The organism is Microbacterium sp. Root180, from assembly GCF_001428485.1.
In the GTDB taxonomy this organism is placed as follows: domain Bacteria; phylum Actinomycetota; class Actinomycetes; order Actinomycetales; family Microbacteriaceae; genus Microbacterium.
This window is the reverse complement of record NZ_LMHS01000003.1, coordinates 953,282-971,875: the sequence shown is the minus strand read 5'-3', so window position 1 is coordinate 971,875 and position 18,594 is coordinate 953,282. Positions and strand designations below refer to the sequence as shown.

At 71.0% G+C, this 18,594-nt stretch carries 13 protein-coding genes and 1 pseudogene; 8 read left to right on the top strand and 6 right to left on the bottom strand.

All coding sequences use genetic code 11. The annotated features are described in order from the left end of the window. Nucleotides 1–13: 13 nt before the first annotated feature. From ASD93_RS11995 to ASD93_RS11985, 3 genes are all read right to left on the bottom strand, one after another. A complete protein-coding gene (locus tag ASD93_RS11995) occupies nucleotides 14–526 on the bottom strand; it encodes an SRPBCC domain-containing protein (RefSeq protein ID WP_056122751.1) in 513 nt (170 codons plus the stop codon). Further along, a complete protein-coding gene (locus ASD93_RS11990; protein ID WP_056122748.1) occupies nucleotides 523–1,248 on the bottom strand; it encodes an aminoglycoside 3'-phosphotransferase in 726 nt (241 codons plus the stop codon). Before ASD93_RS11990 ends, ASD93_RS11995 begins: the two co-directional genes overlap by 4 nt. Before the next feature lie 86 nt (nucleotides 1,249–1,334). After that, nucleotides 1,335–2,633: an MFS transporter gene (locus ASD93_RS11985; RefSeq protein ID WP_056122744.1), complete on the bottom strand. Its 1,299-nt coding sequence runs from the start codon at nucleotides 2,631–2,633 to the stop codon at nucleotides 1,335–1,337. Nucleotides 2,634–2,802: 169 nt separating this feature from the next. On the opposite strand from ASD93_RS11985, the gene ASD93_RS11980 reads away from it, so the two are divergent. The 4 genes from ASD93_RS11980 (at nucleotide 2,803) to ASD93_RS11965 (ending at nucleotide 5,775) form a co-directional block, all read left to right on the top strand. Continuing rightward, nucleotides 2,803–3,564 (top strand): SDR family NAD(P)-dependent oxidoreductase, encoded by a 762-nt coding sequence (locus ASD93_RS11980; protein WP_056122740.1) that lies wholly within the window; start codon nucleotides 2,803–2,805, stop codon nucleotides 3,562–3,564. A 9-nt stretch (nucleotides 3,565–3,573) separates the two neighbouring features. Beyond that, the gene (locus ASD93_RS11975) at nucleotides 3,574–4,350 is read left to right on the top strand and encodes an enoyl-CoA hydratase/isomerase family protein (RefSeq protein WP_056122736.1); all 777 of its coding nucleotides are present in this window, start codon (nucleotides 3,574–3,576) and stop codon (nucleotides 4,348–4,350) included. Between the two features lie 98 nt (nucleotides 4,351–4,448). Further along, nucleotides 4,449–5,285, top strand: a complete 837-nt coding sequence (locus ASD93_RS11970) for an SDR family oxidoreductase (RefSeq protein WP_056122733.1) — start codon at nucleotides 4,449–4,451, stop codon at nucleotides 5,283–5,285. A gap of 112 nt (nucleotides 5,286–5,397) precedes the next feature. Further along, a complete protein-coding gene (locus tag ASD93_RS11965; protein WP_056122730.1) occupies nucleotides 5,398–5,775 on the top strand; it encodes a VOC family protein in 378 nt (125 codons plus the stop codon). 60 nt (nucleotides 5,776–5,835) lie between these two features. Here ASD93_RS11965 and ASD93_RS11960 read toward each other — a convergent pair whose 3' ends face one another. Together ASD93_RS11960 and ASD93_RS11955 are read right to left on the bottom strand one after the other, a co-directional pair. Then, nucleotides 5,836–6,474 (bottom strand): LysE family translocator, encoded by a 639-nt coding sequence (locus ASD93_RS11960; RefSeq protein WP_056122727.1) that lies wholly within the window; start codon nucleotides 6,472–6,474, stop codon nucleotides 5,836–5,838. 18 nt (nucleotides 6,475–6,492) lie between these two features. Next, nucleotides 6,493–7,128: a hypothetical protein gene (locus ASD93_RS11955; protein ID WP_157536942.1), complete on the bottom strand. Its 636-nt coding sequence runs from the start codon at nucleotides 7,126–7,128 to the stop codon at nucleotides 6,493–6,495. Between the two features lie 58 nt (nucleotides 7,129–7,186). Between ASD93_RS11955 and rlmN the strand changes: the two genes are divergently transcribed. The 3 genes from rlmN (at nucleotide 7,187) to ASD93_RS11940 (ending at nucleotide 12,446) form a co-directional block, all read left to right on the top strand. Then, nucleotides 7,187–8,431, top strand: a complete 1,245-nt coding sequence (gene rlmN / locus ASD93_RS11950; RefSeq protein ID WP_056122721.1) for a 23S rRNA (adenine(2503)-C(2))-methyltransferase RlmN — start codon at nucleotides 7,187–7,189, stop codon at nucleotides 8,429–8,431. A 185-nt stretch (nucleotides 8,432–8,616) separates the two neighbouring features. Next, a complete protein-coding gene (locus ASD93_RS11945; protein ID WP_056122718.1) occupies nucleotides 8,617–10,350 on the top strand; it encodes an ABC transporter ATP-binding protein in 1,734 nt (577 codons plus the stop codon). Beyond that, the gene (locus ASD93_RS11940) at nucleotides 10,347–12,446 is read left to right on the top strand and encodes an ABC transporter ATP-binding protein (protein WP_056122715.1); all 2,100 of its coding nucleotides are present in this window, start codon (nucleotides 10,347–10,349) and stop codon (nucleotides 12,444–12,446) included. The genes ASD93_RS11945 and ASD93_RS11940 overlap by 4 nt, the downstream gene beginning before the upstream one ends. A 7-nt stretch (nucleotides 12,447–12,453) precedes the next feature. Here the strand turns inward: ASD93_RS11940 and ASD93_RS11935 are convergent, their stop codons facing one another. After that, nucleotides 12,454–17,808, bottom strand: coding sequence for a PD40 domain-containing protein (locus ASD93_RS11935; RefSeq protein ID WP_056122713.1), 5,355 nt, complete (start codon nucleotides 17,806–17,808; stop codon nucleotides 12,454–12,456). A gap of 220 nt (nucleotides 17,809–18,028) precedes the next feature. Here ASD93_RS11935 and ASD93_RS11930 point away from each other — a divergent pair. Further along, a pseudogene (locus tag ASD93_RS11930) lies at nucleotides 18,029–18,507 on the top strand (NUDIX domain-containing protein). The last annotated feature ends 87 nt before the right edge of the window (nucleotides 18,508–18,594 follow it).

The following is an 18,594-nucleotide window of genomic DNA, read 5'->3' as shown; positions in this document are numbered from 1 at the left end:
GCGACCGAACGCGTCAGCCCCCCGCGACCAGGCGCTGGTAGGCCGGCTGGAGGGCGGGGAAGTACGCGCTCCACGCCACGGTCGCGGCATCCCGGCCCTTGTGCACGGCCATGAGGCGATCGAGGTAGAACTCCCATCCCGGCCCGATCGAACCGACCTCGTCCTCCGGATTGAGGCGCTGACCGAACACGAGCAGGGTCGCCTCGCCCTTCTCGATGAGCTCGAACCACAGGTGCCAGCTGCCGGTCGCCGCGGACGTGTCGCCCGCGAAGCGCCGCGGCGGGTCGCATTCGAGGATCGTGTACTCCTCGGGCGGCGCCTCGTCGTCTTCGGCCGTCATGAAGAATGCGACATGGCCGGTCGACGGATCGCCCTCCCAGCGGCCGATCCAGCGCTCGAGCCGCGCCGACTCGGTGAGTTCGCGCCACACGTCGGCGGCGCGCGCGGCGAACGTGCGGGTGAGCACGAGGTTCGGGTGACCGTCGATGTCGGTGACGGTGCCCGTGATGTCGGTGCGGTCGGTCATGTCGCGTTCCAGAGCTCCCGGTAATACGAGAGGCGCGTGCGATCGGGTTCGACGCCGTACGCCTCGATGAGGGCGTCCTCCCATCCGGGTCCATAGTTCCACTCGGTGCTCATCGACGCCACGGCGATGTCGCCCCACCGGTCGCCCGTGCCCAGCAGCCCGAGATCGACGTGCGCAGACCAGCGCCCGTCGTCGCCGATGAGCGTGTTGGGGCAGCACGCGTCGGCGTGGCAGACCACGAGCCGGTCGATCGGCGGCGGCTCGCGCAGGGCGTCGGGAATCCGGATGCCGCGCCCCGCCGCGTTCGCGATGCGCGAGGGCACGCTCCACTCGAACGGGCACTCCTCGACGGGCAGGGCCTCGTGCAGCGCGCGCAGACCCTCGCCCACGGCGCGCACCGCCACCGCCGGCTGCGCCACCCAGCGCGGCGCGACGGCGCTCTCACCCGGGAGTGCGCGCGTCACGAGCCACTCGTGGGTGTCGTCCTGCCCGGACTCGAGCACGTGCGGCACGCGAAGAAAACGTCCCGCCCACTCGAGGCGCACGGTCTCGTCGGCGAGCGACGACTCGGCGTTGTGCGGCGCGTGCTTGATGAAGCGCCCGTCGTCGGTGCGGAACGTGAGCCCGCCGTCGTTGTTCCGCCACACCGGCGCGAGCGCGGCGTCGCGGGCGAGGTCGCGCACACGTGCGGGCACGTCGACGGGATCGACGGGAATCGACATCCGTCAGCTCTCGAGCAGGTGGAGCGTGAGCCTGGGCGCCATGAGACCATGATGCCCCCCGCGGGACTCGGGTCCGCCAGCCGGCGTCAGCGGGGGTCGGCCGCATCCTCATGTCGGGCATCGCGCAAGGGCGAGAACAGGATGATGAGCGCCGCGACCGCGAAGACGCCCGCGCCGATCCCGATCGTCGGCTGGAAGCCGAGGTAGGTCATCAGCACCCCCGTGAGGAGGGCGCCGAAGAAGAACACGACCCGATTGACGGTGCGGATGGTCGAGTTCATCCGACCCTGGATCCTGTCGGGGGCGACCGCCTGGCGATACGAGATGTCGTTGGTGTCTTCGACGCCCATGGCGAGGCAGTAGAGGAACTGCGCCGCCGAGACGACCACCAGCACGACGCCGGTGCCGCTGTCGGCCGTGAGCGGTGCCACGGCCAGGAGGAGCCAGGGGATGACCACGAGGACCCGGCCCAGGAGGATCGCACGCCCGGCCCCCAGCCATGACCCGACCCGCGGCGCGATCATCGCGCCGACGAAGCCGCCCGCACCTCCGACCGCCAGGGCGACGCCGTAGGCCCAGGACGGGAGGTCGAGATCGCGCAGGACGAAGACGGCGAACACCGTCGTCACGATGCTGTTGCCGAGGAACCAGACGTGGACGGACAGGGCGAGGGGCCGGAGCGTCCGGTGCCGATACGTGTACTGCATGCCTTCGGCGATGTCGTGCCCCACATGGCGGCCCGCGGCGCGTGGTTCGGGCTTGGGCTCGACGACGTCGATTCGCGCCTGCAGGAATGCGGCGACGATGTTGATGAGCGCGTCGAAGGCGAACAGGATCGGCGCCCCCAGCAGGGTGAACAGCGCGCCGCCCACTGCCGGCCCCGCGGTCGCCGCGACGGTCTGACTCTGACCCAGCCGGGCGTTCGCGGTCACGAGCGCGCCACGCGGAACGATGCGGGGGAGCAGCGGCTGCGCGGCGGAGTCCGCGAACAGCGTCAGCACCCCGAGTATCAGGATGACGGCCGCCAGCGACCAGAAGTTCAGGGTGTCGGTGAGCAGGAGTACCGGGATCGAGGCAAGGGTCACCGCGCGTCCGATGGTGGTGACGACCAGCGCGCGCTGCCGGCGCCAGCGGTCCATCAGCGCGCCGACGATCAGCCCGAGGAACAGGTAGGGCACCACGCTCAGCGCGCTCAGCACGCTGATCTGCATCGGACTGGCGTTCACGACGGTCACGATGAGGACCTGGAACGCCACGCCCGCGATCGCGCTGCCGAAAGCTCGGAGCGTCGTCGCGCTCCAGAAGTAGGCGAAACCCGGGCTCCGGAGGATCTCGCGCGACGGTTCCGCAGAACTGGGTCTGCCGGATGCTGCGTCGTCGTCCACGGGTTCACCGTACCGATCGCGCATCCTCGCCCGTCGGCGCCGCATCACGCAGCTGCGCGCCACGTGACCATGATGCCCCGGCGGCTACGCTGGACGTGGCATCCGATTCGATCGTGAGACTGAGTCCCGCGTAGGGTGGGATGCAATCTCGCAGTTCGAAGGAGAACGCATGGATCTCACGGATGCCTCAGCCCTGGTGACCGGTGGCGCGAGCGGCCTCGGCCTCGCCACCGCCCGCCGGCTCGCGGCCGCGGGAGCACGCGTCACGATCGTCGACCTGCCCGGCTCGGCCGGCGCGCAGATCGCCGCCGAGCTCGGCGGTTCCTTCGCCGCCGCCGATGTCACCGACGCGGCTCAGGTGGCCGACGCCGTCGAGAGCGCCGCCGCTGCAGGCGCCCTCCGCGTGGTCGTGAACTGCGCCGGCATCGCGCCGCCTGCCAAGGTCCTCGACCGCGACGGCGCACCCACGCCGCTCGAGGGCTTCGAGCGCATCGTGCGCATCAACCTCTTCGGCACCTACAACGTGCTGTCGCAGGCCGCGGCCGCGATGGCCCGCACCGAACCGACCCCCGACGGCGACCGCGGCGTCATCGTCAACACCGCGAGCGTGGCCGCCTTCGACGGACAGATCGGCCAGCCGGCGTACGCCGCGAGCAAGGGCGCGGTGCACGCGATGACCCTTCCGATCGCGCGCGAGCTGGCACGGTACGCGATCCGCGTCGCGACGATCGCCCCGGGCATCATGGAGACGCCGATGCTCGCGGGTCTGCCGCAGCCGGCGCAGGACTCGCTCGGCCAGCAGGTGCCCTACCCGCAGCGCCTCGGGAAGCCCGACGAGTACGCCGCGCTCGTGATGGCGATCGTCGACAACGGCTATCTCAACGGCGAGACCATCCGCCTCGACGGCGCCATCCGCATGGCGCCGAAGTAAGGAGCACTCATGAGCGATTCGATCCTCCTCCACGTCGAAGGCGGCCTCGCCCGCGTCACGTTCAACCGTCCGGCGTTCCTCAACGCGATGGACTTCGAGATGGGCGGCCGCTGGCGCGACATCGCGCACGCGGTGACGAGCGATCCCTCGGTGGGTGCGGTGATCCTGGATGCCGCCGGCCCGGCGTTCTGCGCCGGCGGCGACGTCGTCGCGATGGCGGGCTCGGGTGCCGCCGGGTCCGACGTCACCGCGACCGCGCACGTCATCCACGACGGCATCCGCACGTTCGCCCACTCGGACAAGCCGATCGTCGCCGCCGTCCAGGGCGCCGTCGCCGGAGGGGGCCTTGGCCTCATGCTGAGCGCCGACTACATCGTCGCCGCCGACTCCGCCAAGTTCGTCAGCAAGTACGCCAACATCGGCCTGACGCCCGACCTCGGCGTCTCGACGCTGCTCCCCGCCGCGATCGGTCAGCGCCGCGCGCTGCAGCTGCTCCTGCAGGACACCACGATCGACGCCGCGACCGCGCTGGACTGGGGCCTCGTGGCCGAGGTGCTGCCGCGCGACGCGGTCGCCGCCCGCGCCGAGGCGATCGCGCAGTTCTGGCTCGCGGGGGCCACGGCCGCGTTCGGTCAGGCCAAGCGCCTCGTCCGCGTCGGCGCCGACCGCCCGTTCGCCGAGAACCTCGACGACGAAGCCCGTTCGATCGGCGCCCGCTTCGAGACCGACGAGTCACGGGTCCGCGTCGCCGCCTTCGCCGCAGCATCCGCCAAATCCCGTTCCTGAGGCCGACCGTGTCCCACTTTCGCGCGTTCCCGGTGCCGGGAACCAGCGAGATCGGGACCCGAAGAGCGGCAATGGGGACATGACCTAGGAGACCCGACATGAGCGACAACTCACTCGCCGGCAAGACGATCCTGATGTCCGGCGGCAGCCGCGGCATCGGCCTCGCGATCGCGCTGCGGGCTGCCCGCGACGGCGCGAACATCGCCCTGCTGGCCAAGACCGACACCCCGCACCCCAAGCTCGAGGGCACCGTCCACTCGGCCGCGGAGCAGATCCGCGCGGCCGGCGGCCGGGCATTGCCTATCGTCGGCGACGTGCGCAACGACGACGACGTCACCGAGGCCGTGCTCAAGACCCAGGGCGAGTTCGGCGGCATCGACATCGTCGTCAACAACGCCTCGGTGATCGACCTTTCGCGCTCGCTCGACCTCGCGGCCAAGAAGTACGACCTCATGCAGGACGTCAACGTCCGCGGAACGTTCATGCTCAGCCGCGCGGCAGTGCCGATCCTGAAGGATGCCGCGAACCCGCACATCCTCTCGCTCTCGCCGCCGCTCAACCTGGCGCCGAAGTGGCTGGGCGCGCACACCGGTTACACGCTGGCGAAGTACGGGATGACGATGACGACCCTCGGGCTGGCCGCCGAGTTCGCGAAGGCCGGCATCGCCGCCAACACGCTGTGGCCGTCGACGACGATTGCGACGGCCGCCGTGCAGTTCGCCCTCGGCGGGGACGCGATGATGAAGGTGAGCCGCACACCGGAGATCTACGCGGATGCCGCGTACGAGGTCTTCCTCAAGCCCGCCGCCGAGTACACCGGCCAGACGCTCATCGTCGAAGATGTGCTGCGGGAGTCCGGAGTGAGCGACTTCTCCGGCTACGCGGCGGTGCCGGGAACCCCCGACGACCAGCTCTTCCCCGACATCTTCCTGTAGCCCGGCATCCGCCGCTCGCTTGCCGAAAGCGCACAAACGTCCGCAAATGAGGCGTCGGAGTCGCCATGAGTGCGTTCTCGGCAAGCGGGGGTGGTGGGCGTAGGGTGGCGCCATGGCGGTGCGCAGCCTGTTCCCGATCCTCCTCTCGCGCGACCTTCCGCGCCTCGTGAGCTTCTACGAGCACGCCCTCCACGGGCAGGTGACGTACCGATTCGGCAGCGCCGACGAGGACGACTACGTCTCGCTGACCGTCGGCGGAGCCTCGCTCGGGATCGGCCGCGATGCGCAGACTCCGCCCGCGGGCGACCGTATCGCGCTGTGGTTCTACGTGGACGACGTCGACGCGGTCTACGAGCGCTGGGTGACCGCGGGCGGGGACTCCGTGCAGGCTCCGGCGGACATGCCCTGGGGCGAGCGCGTCGCGCAGGTGCGCGATCCGGATGGGAATCTCGTGAACCTCGGCGCCGAGGCATCCGGCGTCCCCGACTGAGCCTCCTCGCGCCCGTCGGGAACTGCAGCGCTCGGCGCCGAGACCGGGTTCGCGGCCGGGTCAGTGCTCGGCGCCGGTGAACAGCAGGATGCCGCCGAGTCCGATCATGAGTCCGCCGCCGGTGGCGGAGAGGCGCGCGATGCGCTTCGGGGACTTGCCGAACCACGACCTCGCGCCCGCGGCCGCGAGCGCCCACGCGCCGTCCGAGAGGAGGGCGATGACGAAGAAGACCAGGCCGAGCTGGATCATCTGCAGCGGCACCGATCCCGCCGAGAGGTCGACGAACTGCGGCAGCACGGCGACGAAGAACGCGATGGTCTTGGGGTTCGTGATGCCCACGACGAAGCCCTCGCCCAGCTGACGCCAGGCCGAGCGCGGCGGGAGCGCACCACTGGCCTGCTCGGCGGCCCGATAGCGGTGGCGGATCGCCTGCACGCCGAGGTACATCAGGTACGCGGCGCCCGCCACCTTCACGATCGTGAAGAGCACGACCGACTGGGCGACGATGCCGCCGACGCCGAGCGCGACGAGGCCGATCACCGGCAGCAGGCCGAGGGCGTTGCCGAGCACGCTGAGCAGTCCGCCGATGCGGCCCAGGGCGAGTGCCCGGCCGATCGTGAAGAGCACGCTGGGTCCGGGGATCACGATGAGCACCAATGCGGCGAGCGTGAAGGCGAGGAGGTTCTCGGGAGGGACCACGAGGAAACGATAGTCCGGTCAGGGATCGTCGCCGAGCAGGACGGTGACCGCACGGTCGTGGTTCCACCAGAACCCCAGGCGCTCGTCCGGCATCATCCCGACGGGACGGTCCTCGGGGGTGATCGACGCGAACGCCACCGAGACGACGAGCGCGCTCTGCTTCCGCAGCGCCGCGGGCACGCAGCGGGTGCGTGATTCGCCGTTGCGCTCGATCGCGATGCAGTGCTCGCGCTGCAGCCCGGTCCCCGCGACGGAGGCCCCCGCGATCCAGACATCCCACCCGAAGTAGGTGCCCAGCGGGTAGGCCCATTCGACCGTCCCGGTGGCGGGGAAGTCGGGCACCTCGGTCGCCGTCGGCAGGTCGATGTAGCGCCCGAACGATCCGTCCAGCGGGATCTGGAGCAGGGGCACGGCCTCGCGGTCCCAGGCGAAGGAGTAGGCGGAGCGGGCCTCGCGCACGGCCGGCGCGAGCAGCGCACGGGTGGCGGGTTCGGGTTCTGGGGGCAGCGCTGCGCGAACGAGAACGGCGCCGCCGATCGCCAGGATCATGGCGCCGCCGATCGCCGCGAGCGTGATCGCCGCCCGCCGGGACAGTGCCGGCGGGTCGGGCGCGCGCGTCGCGTCGACGCGGGTGGCGGCATCCATGACGTCCACGATCACCACGGTAGTCCCGATCCGGGCATCGTTCAGGTGCGTCCCCTACCCTCGGAGCATGACCGACCAGCCCCCCGTGCGCACCACCAAGCCCCGCCAGGTGCGTCCCGCCACCGAGGGCTGGACCCAGCAGAAGGACGCCGAAGGCCGTCCGCTCCTCCAGTTCGCTTCGCCCAAGCGCGGCAAGCCGCCGGTGCACCTGGCGGACCTGACACCCGAGCAGCGCGTGGAGAAGGTCACGGAGCTGGGCCTTCCGGGGTTCCGGGCGAAGCAGCTCGAGAAGCACTACTTCCAGCACTGGACCCATGATCCCGCCGACATGACCGACCTTCCCGCCGCAGGGCGCGAAGAATTCGTGCACGGGATGCTGCCGCCGCTGCTGACCGAGGTGCGGCGACTCGAGACCGACCGCGGCGACACGATCAAGTTCCTGTGGAAGCTGCACGACGGCGCCCTCGTCGAGTCGGTGCTCATGCGCTACCCCGGTCGCATCACCCTGTGCGTCTCGAGCCAGGCGGGCTGCGGCATGAACTGCCCCTTCTGCGCGACCGGGCAGGCCGGACTCACCCGTAACATGTCGGCCGCCGAGATCGTCGAGCAGATCGTGCGGGCCAACCGCCTCATCGCCGACGGCGGGCTGGGCGGGAAGAAGCGCGACGACCACTCCGCCGAGCGCGTGTCGAACATCGTGTTCATGGGCATGGGGGAGCCGCTGGCCAACTACGCCCGCGTGATGCAGGCCGTGCGCGTGATGACCGACAAGGAGCACGGCCTCGGCATGAGCGCACGCGGCATCACCGTCTCGACCGTGGGTCTCGTGCCCGCGATCACGAAGCTCGCGAACGAGGACATCCCCGTCACGTTCGCGCTCTCGCTCCACGCGCCCGACGATCGCCTGCGCGACGAGCTCATTCCGGTCAACTCCCGGTGGAAGGTCGACGAGGCCCTGGATGCCGCCCGCGCCTACTTCGACAAGACCGGCCGCCGCGTGTCGATCGAGTACGCCCTCATCAAGGACATGAACGACCACGCGTGGCGCGCCGACCTCCTGGCCGAGAAGCTCAATGCTCGCGGTCGCGGCTGGGTGCACGTGAATCCCATCCCGCTCAACCCGACGCCGGGTTCGATCTGGACCGCGTCCGACGTCCCCGTGCAGAACGAGTTCGTGCGCCGCCTCAACGACGCCGGCGTCCCGACGACGCTGCGAGACACGCGCGGCAAGGAGATCGACGGGGCATGCGGCCAGCTCGTCGCCACCGAGGACGACGAGGCCGTCGCAGCCGCCACTCCGCTCGAGGTCTGAGGGTCGGCAAGCGCGATATATCGTGTTACGGTGTACGCCGGATGCCGCAGCCCCGGCGTCCTCACACCTCGTGTTTCGCTCCCTGTGAACAACCCTGACGCGATGTCGTCGGGTCGTGGCATGGTGAGGGCATCACCCTTCGGACGCCGGTCGCGGCATCCGTCAGAGTTCCTGGGGGGACATCCGTGCTCGCAAAACTCCTCGTCCGCTATCTGAAGCCGTACGGGTGGCTCCTGCTCGGGGTGCTCGTGTTCCAGTTCGCGTCGGCGCTGGGCTCGCTCTACCTTCCGAGCCTCAACGCCGACATCATCGACAACGGGGTCTCCCAGGGTGACACCGAGTACATCTGGCGCACGGGCCTCGTGATGCTCGCCGTCTCGCTCGCGCAGATCGTCGCCGCGATCATCGCCACGTACTTCGCCGCGAAGGCGGCCATGCGGATGGGGCGCGACCTGCGCGACGGGATCTTCGAGCGCGTCTCGAGCTTCTCCGAGCGTGAGGTGACCGGCTTCGGCGCGGGTTCGCTCATCACCCGCAACACCAACGACGTCCAGCAGGTGCAGATGCTCGCGATGATGGGCGCGACCTTCCTGGTGTCGGCGCCCCTGCTCGCGATCGGCGGCGTGCTGCTCGCGATCGAGCAGGCCCCGAGCCTCGCGTGGATCATCGCGGTCGCCGTGCCCGTGCTCCTCGTGGTCGCCGGACTGCTGATCTTCCGCATGGTGCCCCTGTTCCGCAGCTACCAGGGAAAGCTCGACGGAGTGAACCGGGTGATGCGCGAGCAGCTCACCGGCATCCGGGTGATCCGCGCGTTCGTGCGCGAGCCGATCGAGGAGGAGCGCTTCCGCGAGGCCAACACCGACATCATGGTCGTCGGGCGCAAGGTCGGGTCGCTGTTCGTCGTCCTCTTCCCCGCGGTGATGCTCATCCTCAACGTCACGGTGATCGGAGTGATCTGGTTCGGCGGGATGCAGGTCGACGCCGGCGAGATCCAGATCGGCACCCTGTTCGCCTTCATGCAGTACATCATGATCATCCTCTCGGGCGTCATGATGGCGAGCTTCATGGCGCTCATGATCCCGCGTGCGGCGGTCTCGGCCGAGCGCGTCGGCGAAGTGCTGGAGACCAGCTCCACGCTCGCGCGCCCGACCGGCGCCGCGCCGCAGCTTCCGGCCCCCGGCTCCGTGGCGTTCGAGGATGTGACCTACACCTACCCGGGCGCCGAGCACCCGATCCTGTCGGGCATCAGCTTCCGGGCCGAGCCCGGTGAGACGGTCGCGATCGTCGGCTCGACCGGTGCGGGCAAGTCCACGCTGATCTCGCTCCTGCCCCGCCTGTTCGATGTCACCGGTGGAGCGGTGCGAGTCGGCGGAGTCGACGTGCGTGAGGCCGATCTCGACGCGCTCTGGGCAGCCATCGGCCTCGTGCCGCAGCGGCCGTTCCTGTTCACCGGAACGGTGGCGTCGAACCTGCGGTTCGGCAAGGAGGACGCCACGGACGCCGAGCTGTGGCGTGCGCTCGAGATCGCACAGGCGAGCGACTTCGTGAGCCAGATGCCCGAAGGGCTCGACTCGCCGATCTCCCAGGGCGGCACGAACGTGTCGGGCGGGCAACGTCAGCGTCTCGCGATCGCGCGCGCCATCGTCCACACGCCGCAGATCCTGGTGTTCGACGACTCATTCTCGGCCCTCGACCTCACGACCGATGCGCGGCTGCGCCAAGCGCTGTGGCGAGAGTTGCCTGAGGTGACGAAGATCGTCGTCGCGCAGCGCATCTCGACGGTCACCGAGGCGGATCGCATCGTGGTGCTCGACGACGGCGGCATCGTCGGACTCGGCACGCACGAAGAACTGCTGGAGACCAGCCAGACCTATCGCGAGATCGTCGAATCCCAGCTCGGAGCGGAGGTCGCGCGATGAGCGACGAGAAGCGCACCCGCGCGCGCAAGCGCAAGCCCGTCGAGCAGGTTCTCTCCGCGGAGGAGAAGCTCGAGATCGAGATGGGCGAGCAGGCTCGCATCTCGGCCGACGACTGGTCCGGCGCGGTCGCGCCGGGAAAGGCTGCGCGCTTCGGCCCGTCATTCCGCCGCCTGCTCGGACTGCTGAAGCCCAGCGCCGTGGCCTTCGCCTTCGCCTCCGTCCTCGGTGCGATCGGCGTCGTGCTCGCGGTGATCTCTCCCAAGGTGCTCGGCGAGGCGACGAACATCCTCTTCGAGGGCGTCGTGTCGGGCATGGCGCCGGCCGGCACCACTCAGGAGCAGGTCGTCGCCGCTCTCGAGGCGCAGGGTCAGCAGGACCTCGCCAACATCGTCGGCGCGATGCAGAATTTCGTGCCCGGCGCAGGCGTCGACTTCTTCGCGCTGAGCCGCGTACTGCTGATCGTGCTGGCGCTGTACTTCGCGTCCTCGCTGCTGATGTGGCTGCAGGGCTACGTCATCAACGTGATCATGGTGCGCACGATGTGGCGCCTGCGCGAGCAGGTCGAGGCGAAGATCAACCGTCTGCCGCTGCGCTACTTCGATCGCGTGCAGCGCGGCGAGCTCATCTCCCGTGTCACGAACGACATCGACAACATCACCCAGATGATGCAGCAGTCGCTCTCGCAGGCGCTGACCGCGGTGCTCACGGTCATCGGCGTGCTCATCATGATGCTGTCGATCTCGTGGCAGCTGACCCTCGTCGTGCTGGTGAGCTTCCCGCTGATGGCCGTCCTGTTCGGCGTCATCGGACCGCGGTCGCAGAAGGCGTTCGGGGTGCAGTGGCGCAAGGTCGGCCGTCTCAACGCGCGCGTCGAGGAGTCGTTCTCCGGCCATGCGCTGGTGAAGGTCTTCGGCCGTGAAGAGGCGTCGCGCGAGGCGTTCCGGGTCGAGAACGAGGAGCTCTACCGGGCGTCGTTCACCGCGCAGTTCCTCTCGAACATCATGATGCCCGCGATGATGTTCATCGGAAACCTCACCTACGTCGGCATCGCCGTCTTCGGTGCGCTCATGGTCGCGAGCGGTCAGCTGCGACTGGGCGACGTGCAGGCGTTCATCCAGTACTCGCAGCAGTTCACCCAGCCGCTGTCCGAGCTCGGCGGCATGGCCGCCGTGGTGCAGTCGGGCACCGCGTCGGCGGAGCGCGTCTTCGAACTCCTCGACGAGACCGAGGAGGAGCCCGACGCCGCCGACGCCCCCGCTCCGGTCGACGGCGACGGCACGATCGAGTTCGAGGACGTCGCGTTCTCGTACTCGGCCGATCGTCCGCTCATCCACGACCTGTCCTTCCGGGTCGAGCCGGGCCAGACCGTCGCGATCGTCGGCCCGACCGGCGCGGGCAAGACGACCCTCGTCAACCTCATCATGCGGTTCTACGAGCTGGAGGGCGGGCGCATCCTGCTCAACGGCCAGAACATCGCCGAACTCACGCGCCGTGACATCCGGGCGAAGACCGGCATGGTGCTGCAGGATCCGTGGCTGTTCGCCGGAACGATCCGAGAGAACATCCGCTACGGGCGAGCCGACGCGACCGACGACGACATCCTCGAGGCGGCGCGTGCGACGTACGTCGATCGATTCGTGCACTCCCTCCCCGAGGGCTACGACACCGTCCTCGACGAGGAGGCGTCGAACATCTCGGCCGGCGAGAAGCAGCTCATCACCATCGCGCGCGCGTTCGTGGCGCAGCCGTCGGTGCTCATCCTCGACGAGGCGACGAGCTCCGTCGACACGCGCACCGAGCTCCTGCTGCAGCACGCGATGGCAGCGCTGCGCGCGGGGCGGACGTCCTTCGTCATCGCGCACCGCCTGTCGACGATCCGCGACGCCGACCTGATCCTGGTGATGGAGAACGGCGGCATCGCCGAGCAGGGCACCCACGATGAGCTCATCGCTGCGAAGGGCGCGTACTTCCGCCTCTACACGTCGCAGTTCGAGCAGGCCGCGACCGATCCCGACGACGTGATCGGCGCCGCCGAGCACGCCGCGGAGCTCGACGAGCTCGACGAGATGGAGGAGGAGGGCGCACCGGTGCGGTGAGCCCGAGTCACTCGCAGTCGCTGTGAGCGGTGGTCACATTGCCCGCGTCGTCGACGACCTGGAGCACCCACCGGTAGTCCGTGCCGACGCCCGTCGGAATAGCGGCCGACCAGTCGTCGCCGTCCCCCGGCTGCAGTTCGACAGCCCGCCACGTCTGGACGTCGTCGCCGGTGCCCGCCGAGGCGACGAGGAGCAGTGCGCGCGCCACACCCCCGGATGCCGAGGGATCGACCGCGACGGCACGGAACGTCGAGCCCGGGACAGCCGCCGTGATCACGGGCGCGATCGCATCGTTCGCGTCACCGTAGAGCAGCTCGAGCTCCATGTCGGAGTAGACCTCGAAGCGCGTCGCGCCCGCGGATTCGGTGGACAGGCGCGCCGCCGTCGCCACGACGACCGTCAACGGTCCGTCGGGACTCCCCTGCTGCGTCAACGTCGCGAGTGCTGCCGCCGATGGCGGGGCGGCGGGCGAGGGTTCCGATCGCGACATCCTCGCCCGGGGGTCGGCGACCGCGGGCTCGACCGGCTCGCGCCATTGCGAGTTCAGCCCCGTGACCAGCACTCCTCTGGCCGCCGCGCCCGCGGCGTCGGCAGCGGGCACGGTTCGCGTGACGGCGGGGACCAGCGGCTGCCCTGCCACGCTGAGCGGGTCCTGCCCGTCGGCCGTGAGGAACACCCTCGCCGCTCCCGTCGGGTCGGTGAGCGTGACCGTCGCCACCGAGGGGCGCAGCCGGAGCACCCCCGCGCCGTCGTCCGCGAGGGCAGCCGCCTCCGCGAGCGGGGGTGGCCGGGTCGAGTCGCGGAACGTGTAGAGGGGTACCCCGTAGAAGATCGTCTGCTCGAGAGCCAGCGCGTCGGCCTCGGTGTACTGCGCAGCCGAGGCGATATAGGACTGCTTGGCGAAGGCGAGTGCCGATCCCGCCGACACCGGCCCGTTCTCGCCGTCGACGCCGATCCACCCGGCGTAGAGCGCGAGGAGCCGCTCGCTGGGACCGAGCGCGCTCTCGTCGGCGAGGCCGCATCCGGTGCTCCCGACGAAGCCACCCGCGTCGGTGAACGTGCCGGCCCAGTGCGGCTCGTCGCCGTAGATCGATTCCGGCAGGTGCACCCCCGAGTGGCACCCGAGCGACAGCGCGAGCGCTCCCTGGAACTCCGTCGATGCACCGGGGTCGAAGCGCTCTTCGGCGGCCGGAGGTGGTGAGGGGCGGTGGTCTTCCGCCGTGAGCGCGGAATCCTCCCCGGTTCCGTCCGCGACCGCAGCGCCCGAGATCATCCGCCGCTCATCCCCGACGGTGTTGAGCGCGATGATCGCCGGCGCATCGCTCCCGTCTCGCGGCGACAGTGCAGCCTCGGCATCCGCCGTCGTCCATCGGGGTTCGAGGATCACGTCGCTTCCGCCGGTCCGCCAGCTCAGCGCCGCGCTCATTGCCTCGGGGAGATCGGACCACGGACCGTAGCCCGTGGCCAGGAGGGAGTCGCCCTCGAGCACGCCCTCGGCCCAGCGGAAGCGATCCAGCTGGGCGCGGATCTCATCGGGCGCGTCGATCAGTCTCCCGATGCCGACGGCCGGCACATAGACATGACCACCACGCGAAGGGTAGGCATCCGCGAACGCGTAGGGGTCGTCGGTGAGGAGGAACCCGCCTGCTGCCGCCGCGGACTGCGGCGTGGCGCACGGGTCGATCGCGCCGGCCTCGACGGCCGGGCACGACGTGCCGCCGATCCCCGCCAGGCGCAGGGCTCCCGCGTGCCCCACTTCGGTGACCGTCTCGCTGCGCTGGGCGACGGGAGCGTGGGGGATCACGTCGTCGCCGCCGACGATGACGATCGCCGCGATGTGCTCACGCTGCGCGCCGATCGCCGCGGCGAGGTACCGGTTGATCGCCCTCACCACCGCCTGGCGCGCCGAGACCGAGCACGGGTCCGCGTCGAGCACCGCCCTTGCTGCGACCACTCCCGCGTCGCCGTCGACGGTGAGGACGGCGCCCTTCACGGGGCCGTCGCCGACCTCGCCGACGCCGTCGAGCGCTCGGATCGCCGCGATCACCTCGTCGACGCCATCCTGGCCGTGCAGATCCCGCATGCGGATCGCGTCCGTGACGAAGACGGTGTTCGTGGTGGCGGTCACGGCGTCGCTGGTCAGGGCGACCGGCGCCCCGAGGTTGGAATCCGGATCGAGCGGATCGACGGATCCGTCGGGGTCGACGGAGCCGTAGGGCGCAAAGGGGGCGAGCGGATCGATCGTCCCCGATCCGTCGACCTCGTCCGGTCCGCTCGCCGGCGGGGCGATCCACGGCGTGCAGCGTGGGAGCGGGTCCTCGGCGGGGTAGTCGACGTGGATGCCGTAGAAGGCCTCGTCCGCAGCGGCATCCGATGACACCACCCTCACGAGCCACGGCTCACCGGCGTCCACCTCACTCCATCGGGCCTCGACGGTGGCGCTTCCGCCCGCCGCCGACTGGGCGACGTCGACGACGTCGTAGCCGTCGACGGTCGTCCCGAAGCCCGAGCCGATGGACAGCCCCGGAGCGCCGGGCACGGCCCGTGACGGGGCGTCCCGCCGTGCCGCGATCCCGAGCGGCGTGGTGGCCGCGCTCGGCTCCAGCAGCGTCACCGTGAGCCCGCGATCGGCCGCGCTCGCGGCGACGACGACGCGGTGGCCCGGACGCGGGGGTGCGACTCGATACCATCCCTCCGTCACGGCCGTTCCGTTCGCCTCCACCGCGCCATAGCGCACCGACGACTCCGTGAGAACGGCCGCGCCGGCGGGATCGGCGGACGGTGAGCCGTCGTCGACGGCGTCGGGCTCGGCATCCGTCCGCGACTCGGCGGGTTCCACCGCGTTTCGCGCGACGACGCCGCCGCCCGTCAGTGTGGCGCTCGTGACCCACGCGCCGAGGCCGCGGCTCGCCGTGTACGCGATGGACACCGAGCGGGTCGTGCCGGCGATCCCGTCGCCCAGGGGCAGCCGGACGAGCGAACCGTCCACCTGCACATCGCCGGCGTACGGCTGCTCGACGGTCACCGACTCCGGCCCGGTCTCGCCGACCAGGATCGAGGCGGGCGCGGTGGTGGCCGGAAGGCGGACGGATGCTGCGGCGTCGGCGAACCGCGTCGGTTCGCCGGGCCCGGAGTCGAAGGTGAAGCGGAAGCGCGCACTGCCACCGCACGCCGCGCCGGTGCAGTCGTCGTCGGCACGGACCTCGGTGGGCACATCGGCGGGGAGGGACGACGGGTCGAAGGCCTGCCACGGGTAGTCGCGCGGTGCGACGAGCGAGAAGAGGGCCTCGCCGACGGTCGTCTCGGGCCCGGCCGTCGCGCTCGCGGCGGGGATGTCAGCCAGCCCGAGGTCCTCGAGGCCGATCGCCCCCAGGTCCAGGCCCGCCTCGTCGGCTTCGGCGAGCACGGTCTCGCCCGTGATGTCGAGGTCGACCCGCTGCGCGCGGACGGCCGCGCGCCAGTCGTCGAGCGGGTCGCCCGCTCCCTCGATCGGCAGGTCGGCGAGGGGAACGTCACCCAGCAGGAGCGAGGTCGGGGACAGCTCGCCTGCGGGCGTGCCGAGGCGAGCGATGTCCCCGAGCCGGATGCTGCGAACCGCCGTCGCGACGGCCGACTGTCCGCCCGGCGCAGATCCGTCGACACCGCCGGCCCAGTCGACGATCGACTGGAGCGTGACGTGCTCGGCGACGTCGTCGGCGAACGGAGAGTCCGGCAGCACAGTGTGCCAGCCGCCGGGAAGGCCGGGGACGTTCAGCGGCAGGTCCGCCAAGACCGTCGCGCCGAGCCGGAGGCGATCGAGCGGGAGTTCTCCCAGCTCCGGCCCGATGCCGGTCGGCAGCTCCTGCAGGCGCCCGAGCTCGAGCCGGGCGAGCTCGCCCGCCTCCCCGAGGAGGGCGGTGCTCGAGACGCCCGCGATCTCGGCGGCCGTCACATAATGCGCGATGGCGCCACTGCGCATCGTGTTCGTCACCGAGAGCCCGTCATGGGTGTGCAGGTCGATCGCGGTCACCGAGCGATCCGCCCTGCTCATGTCGCCCTGCCCCGCCAGCGCCACAGTCCGTCCCGAGGCCGAGAGCGCCGGCGTCCGGCCGGGTCCGACCACGATGACAGCGGCGCCGCCACGGGGACATCCCGACCCCACCGGCACGGCCTCCGGCCAGCGAGGGGTGGCGACGCGCACGACCGCCTCGACACCGGCATCCCCCGAATCCGGCGACCCCGCGAATGCGATCGAGGAACCGTCGGCCGACACGGCGGGAGCGGGCTCGTCGGCGGCGCCGGAAGAGGCGCCGACGGCGACGACGTTCCACCGGCCGCCCTCGTCGAGCGCTGCCGCGACGATGGCCGGCGACCCGCCGCAGTCGTCCGCCCGCGCGGCGATCACCGTGCCGTTCGCGTCGATCGCGCCGGCGCTCGCGCGCGGGAGTACCTGCTCGGAGACGCCGGTGCGGCGGTGGATCCGGAACACGCCCGCGCTGGTCGGCGTGGGCACGGTCGCTGCGGGATCGGCGACCGAGGCGGTGTAGACGATCCACTCCCCGTCGCCGCTGATGGCCGGCCGGCTCAGTCCGCCCGGCACGCTGCGACCGGGCAGCAGCCGGGTCACGGCGACATCCCCCCGATCGCCGTCGCCGTCGGCGTCGAGGTCGGCGACGAACACATCCGTCGCGCCGTTGACGTCGCCGGGTGAGAGGTTGACGGCATCCGATTCGAACACCACGTACCGCCCGTCGTCGCTGATGTCCGGCCGCACCGACGAGCCGTCGGGGGTGACCCCGCCGTCGAGCCGGATGGTGGTGCGCGCGACCGTGTCGCGGACGAAGATGCTCGCGGGGTCGCCGGACTGGGTGCCCGGCGCCAGGTTCCCGGCGAGGCTCACGAAGGCGACGTATCTGCCGTCCGCACTGACGACGGGATCGACGCTCAGGCCGTCCGCAGGCACCTGGGCGAGTGAGCGGTCGGGGCGGCTCACGAGGAGCGGCCGGCCGGAGAACGGGTCGCTCGACCCCGGCGACGCCGTCGCCAGGAAGATGTTCGGCAGATCCGGGCGAGTCCCGTCCGTCAGGTCGGCCGCGGTCGAGACGTAGGCGACGCGCTGGCCATCGGGAGTGATCGACGGATCGCCCGATTCGCCCCGGTCGGTGCGCGAGACGAGGTACACATCGGCTCCGGCGACATACTCCACACCAGGGACCGCCGATACCTCCGCCGCCGCGGGCGCGGGGATCGCCGCGAGCCCGGCAGCGGTCACGGCGGCGAGCAGCACCTGCGCGAGCGCCGCCCGCGCGCGACGATGCGCGGGCCGCCCGGCACCCCCGGCCGGTCCGCGGTCGCTGACGCTCGCGGTAGCACGCGTTCCCATGTGCTGGTTCTCTGTCCGTCGCCGCCGGATTTCGACCGTCCGACGGCTGTGCAGCAACTATGACACCGCCCGCACGGCCGCGCCATGGCTGGACGTGGAGGAGCAGCATCGGCCCGCACCGAGCACAGGGTCGGCGGTCCGGCCTAGCCTCGTATCACGGGACCACGAAGCGGCCGGACTCCGCACGGATCGCCGACGTTGTGCTCACGAGGAGGTCGACATGCCGGTGCACAGTGCGGGACTGCTGCTGTATCGCGTGACCGATGCCGGGGCCGAGGTGTTCATCGCGCACATGGGCGGCCCGTACTGGGCCTCGAAGGATGAGGGGGCGTGGTCGGTGCCCAAGGGCGAGTACGACCCCGACACGGAGTCGGCGCTCGAGGCCGCACTGCGCGAATTCGACGAGGGCTCGGCGTCGCCCCGCCGCCCGAGCCCTACGCGGAGCTCGGAACGTGGTCGTACTCGTCCGGCAAGCGGATCACGGTCTTCGTCGTCGACGGCCGGGCGTTCGACCCGGGCGATCTCACGTTCGGCGAGTTCGAGCTCGAGTGGCCGCCCCGGTCGGGGAGGACGGCGTCGTTCCCCGAAGTCGACAGGGCCGAGTGGATGCCGCTCCCCGACGCCCGCGCCAAGCTCGTGAAGGGCCAGCGCCCTGCGCTCGACGCCCTCGAGGAGAAGCTCGCCGACGCGGGAGCCTGACTCGGCGTGCCCTCCGCCGCTTCTGCGGAGATCGGCGCATCTCCGGACGGAGAGCGGCGGATGCCTCCGCAGAAGTGCAGATCTCCG

Coding starts and splice junctions, on each gene's coding strand:
- ASD93_RS11995 (WP_056122751.1), bottom strand. CDS start 526: ATGACCGACCGCACCGACATCACGGGCACCGTCACCGACATCGACGGT.
- ASD93_RS11990 (WP_056122748.1), bottom strand. CDS start 1,248: ATGTCGATTCCCGTCGATCCCGTCGACGTGCCCGCACGTGTGCGCGAC.
- ASD93_RS11980 (WP_056122740.1), top strand. CDS start 2,803: ATGGATCTCACGGATGCCTCAGCCCTGGTGACCGGTGGCGCGAGCGGC.
- ASD93_RS11975 (WP_056122736.1), top strand. CDS start 3,574: ATGAGCGATTCGATCCTCCTCCACGTCGAAGGCGGCCTCGCCCGCGTC.
- ASD93_RS11970 (WP_056122733.1), top strand. CDS start 4,449: ATGAGCGACAACTCACTCGCCGGCAAGACGATCCTGATGTCCGGCGGC.
- ASD93_RS11965 (WP_056122730.1), top strand. CDS start 5,398: ATGGCGGTGCGCAGCCTGTTCCCGATCCTCCTCTCGCGCGACCTTCCG.
- rlmN (WP_056122721.1), top strand. CDS start 7,187: ATGACCGACCAGCCCCCCGTGCGCACCACCAAGCCCCGCCAGGTGCGT.
- ASD93_RS11940 (WP_056122715.1), top strand. CDS start 10,347: ATGAGCGACGAGAAGCGCACCCGCGCGCGCAAGCGCAAGCCCGTCGAG.
- ASD93_RS11935 (WP_056122713.1), bottom strand. CDS start 17,808: ATGGGAACGCGTGCTACCGCGAGCGTCAGCGACCGCGGACCGGCCGGG.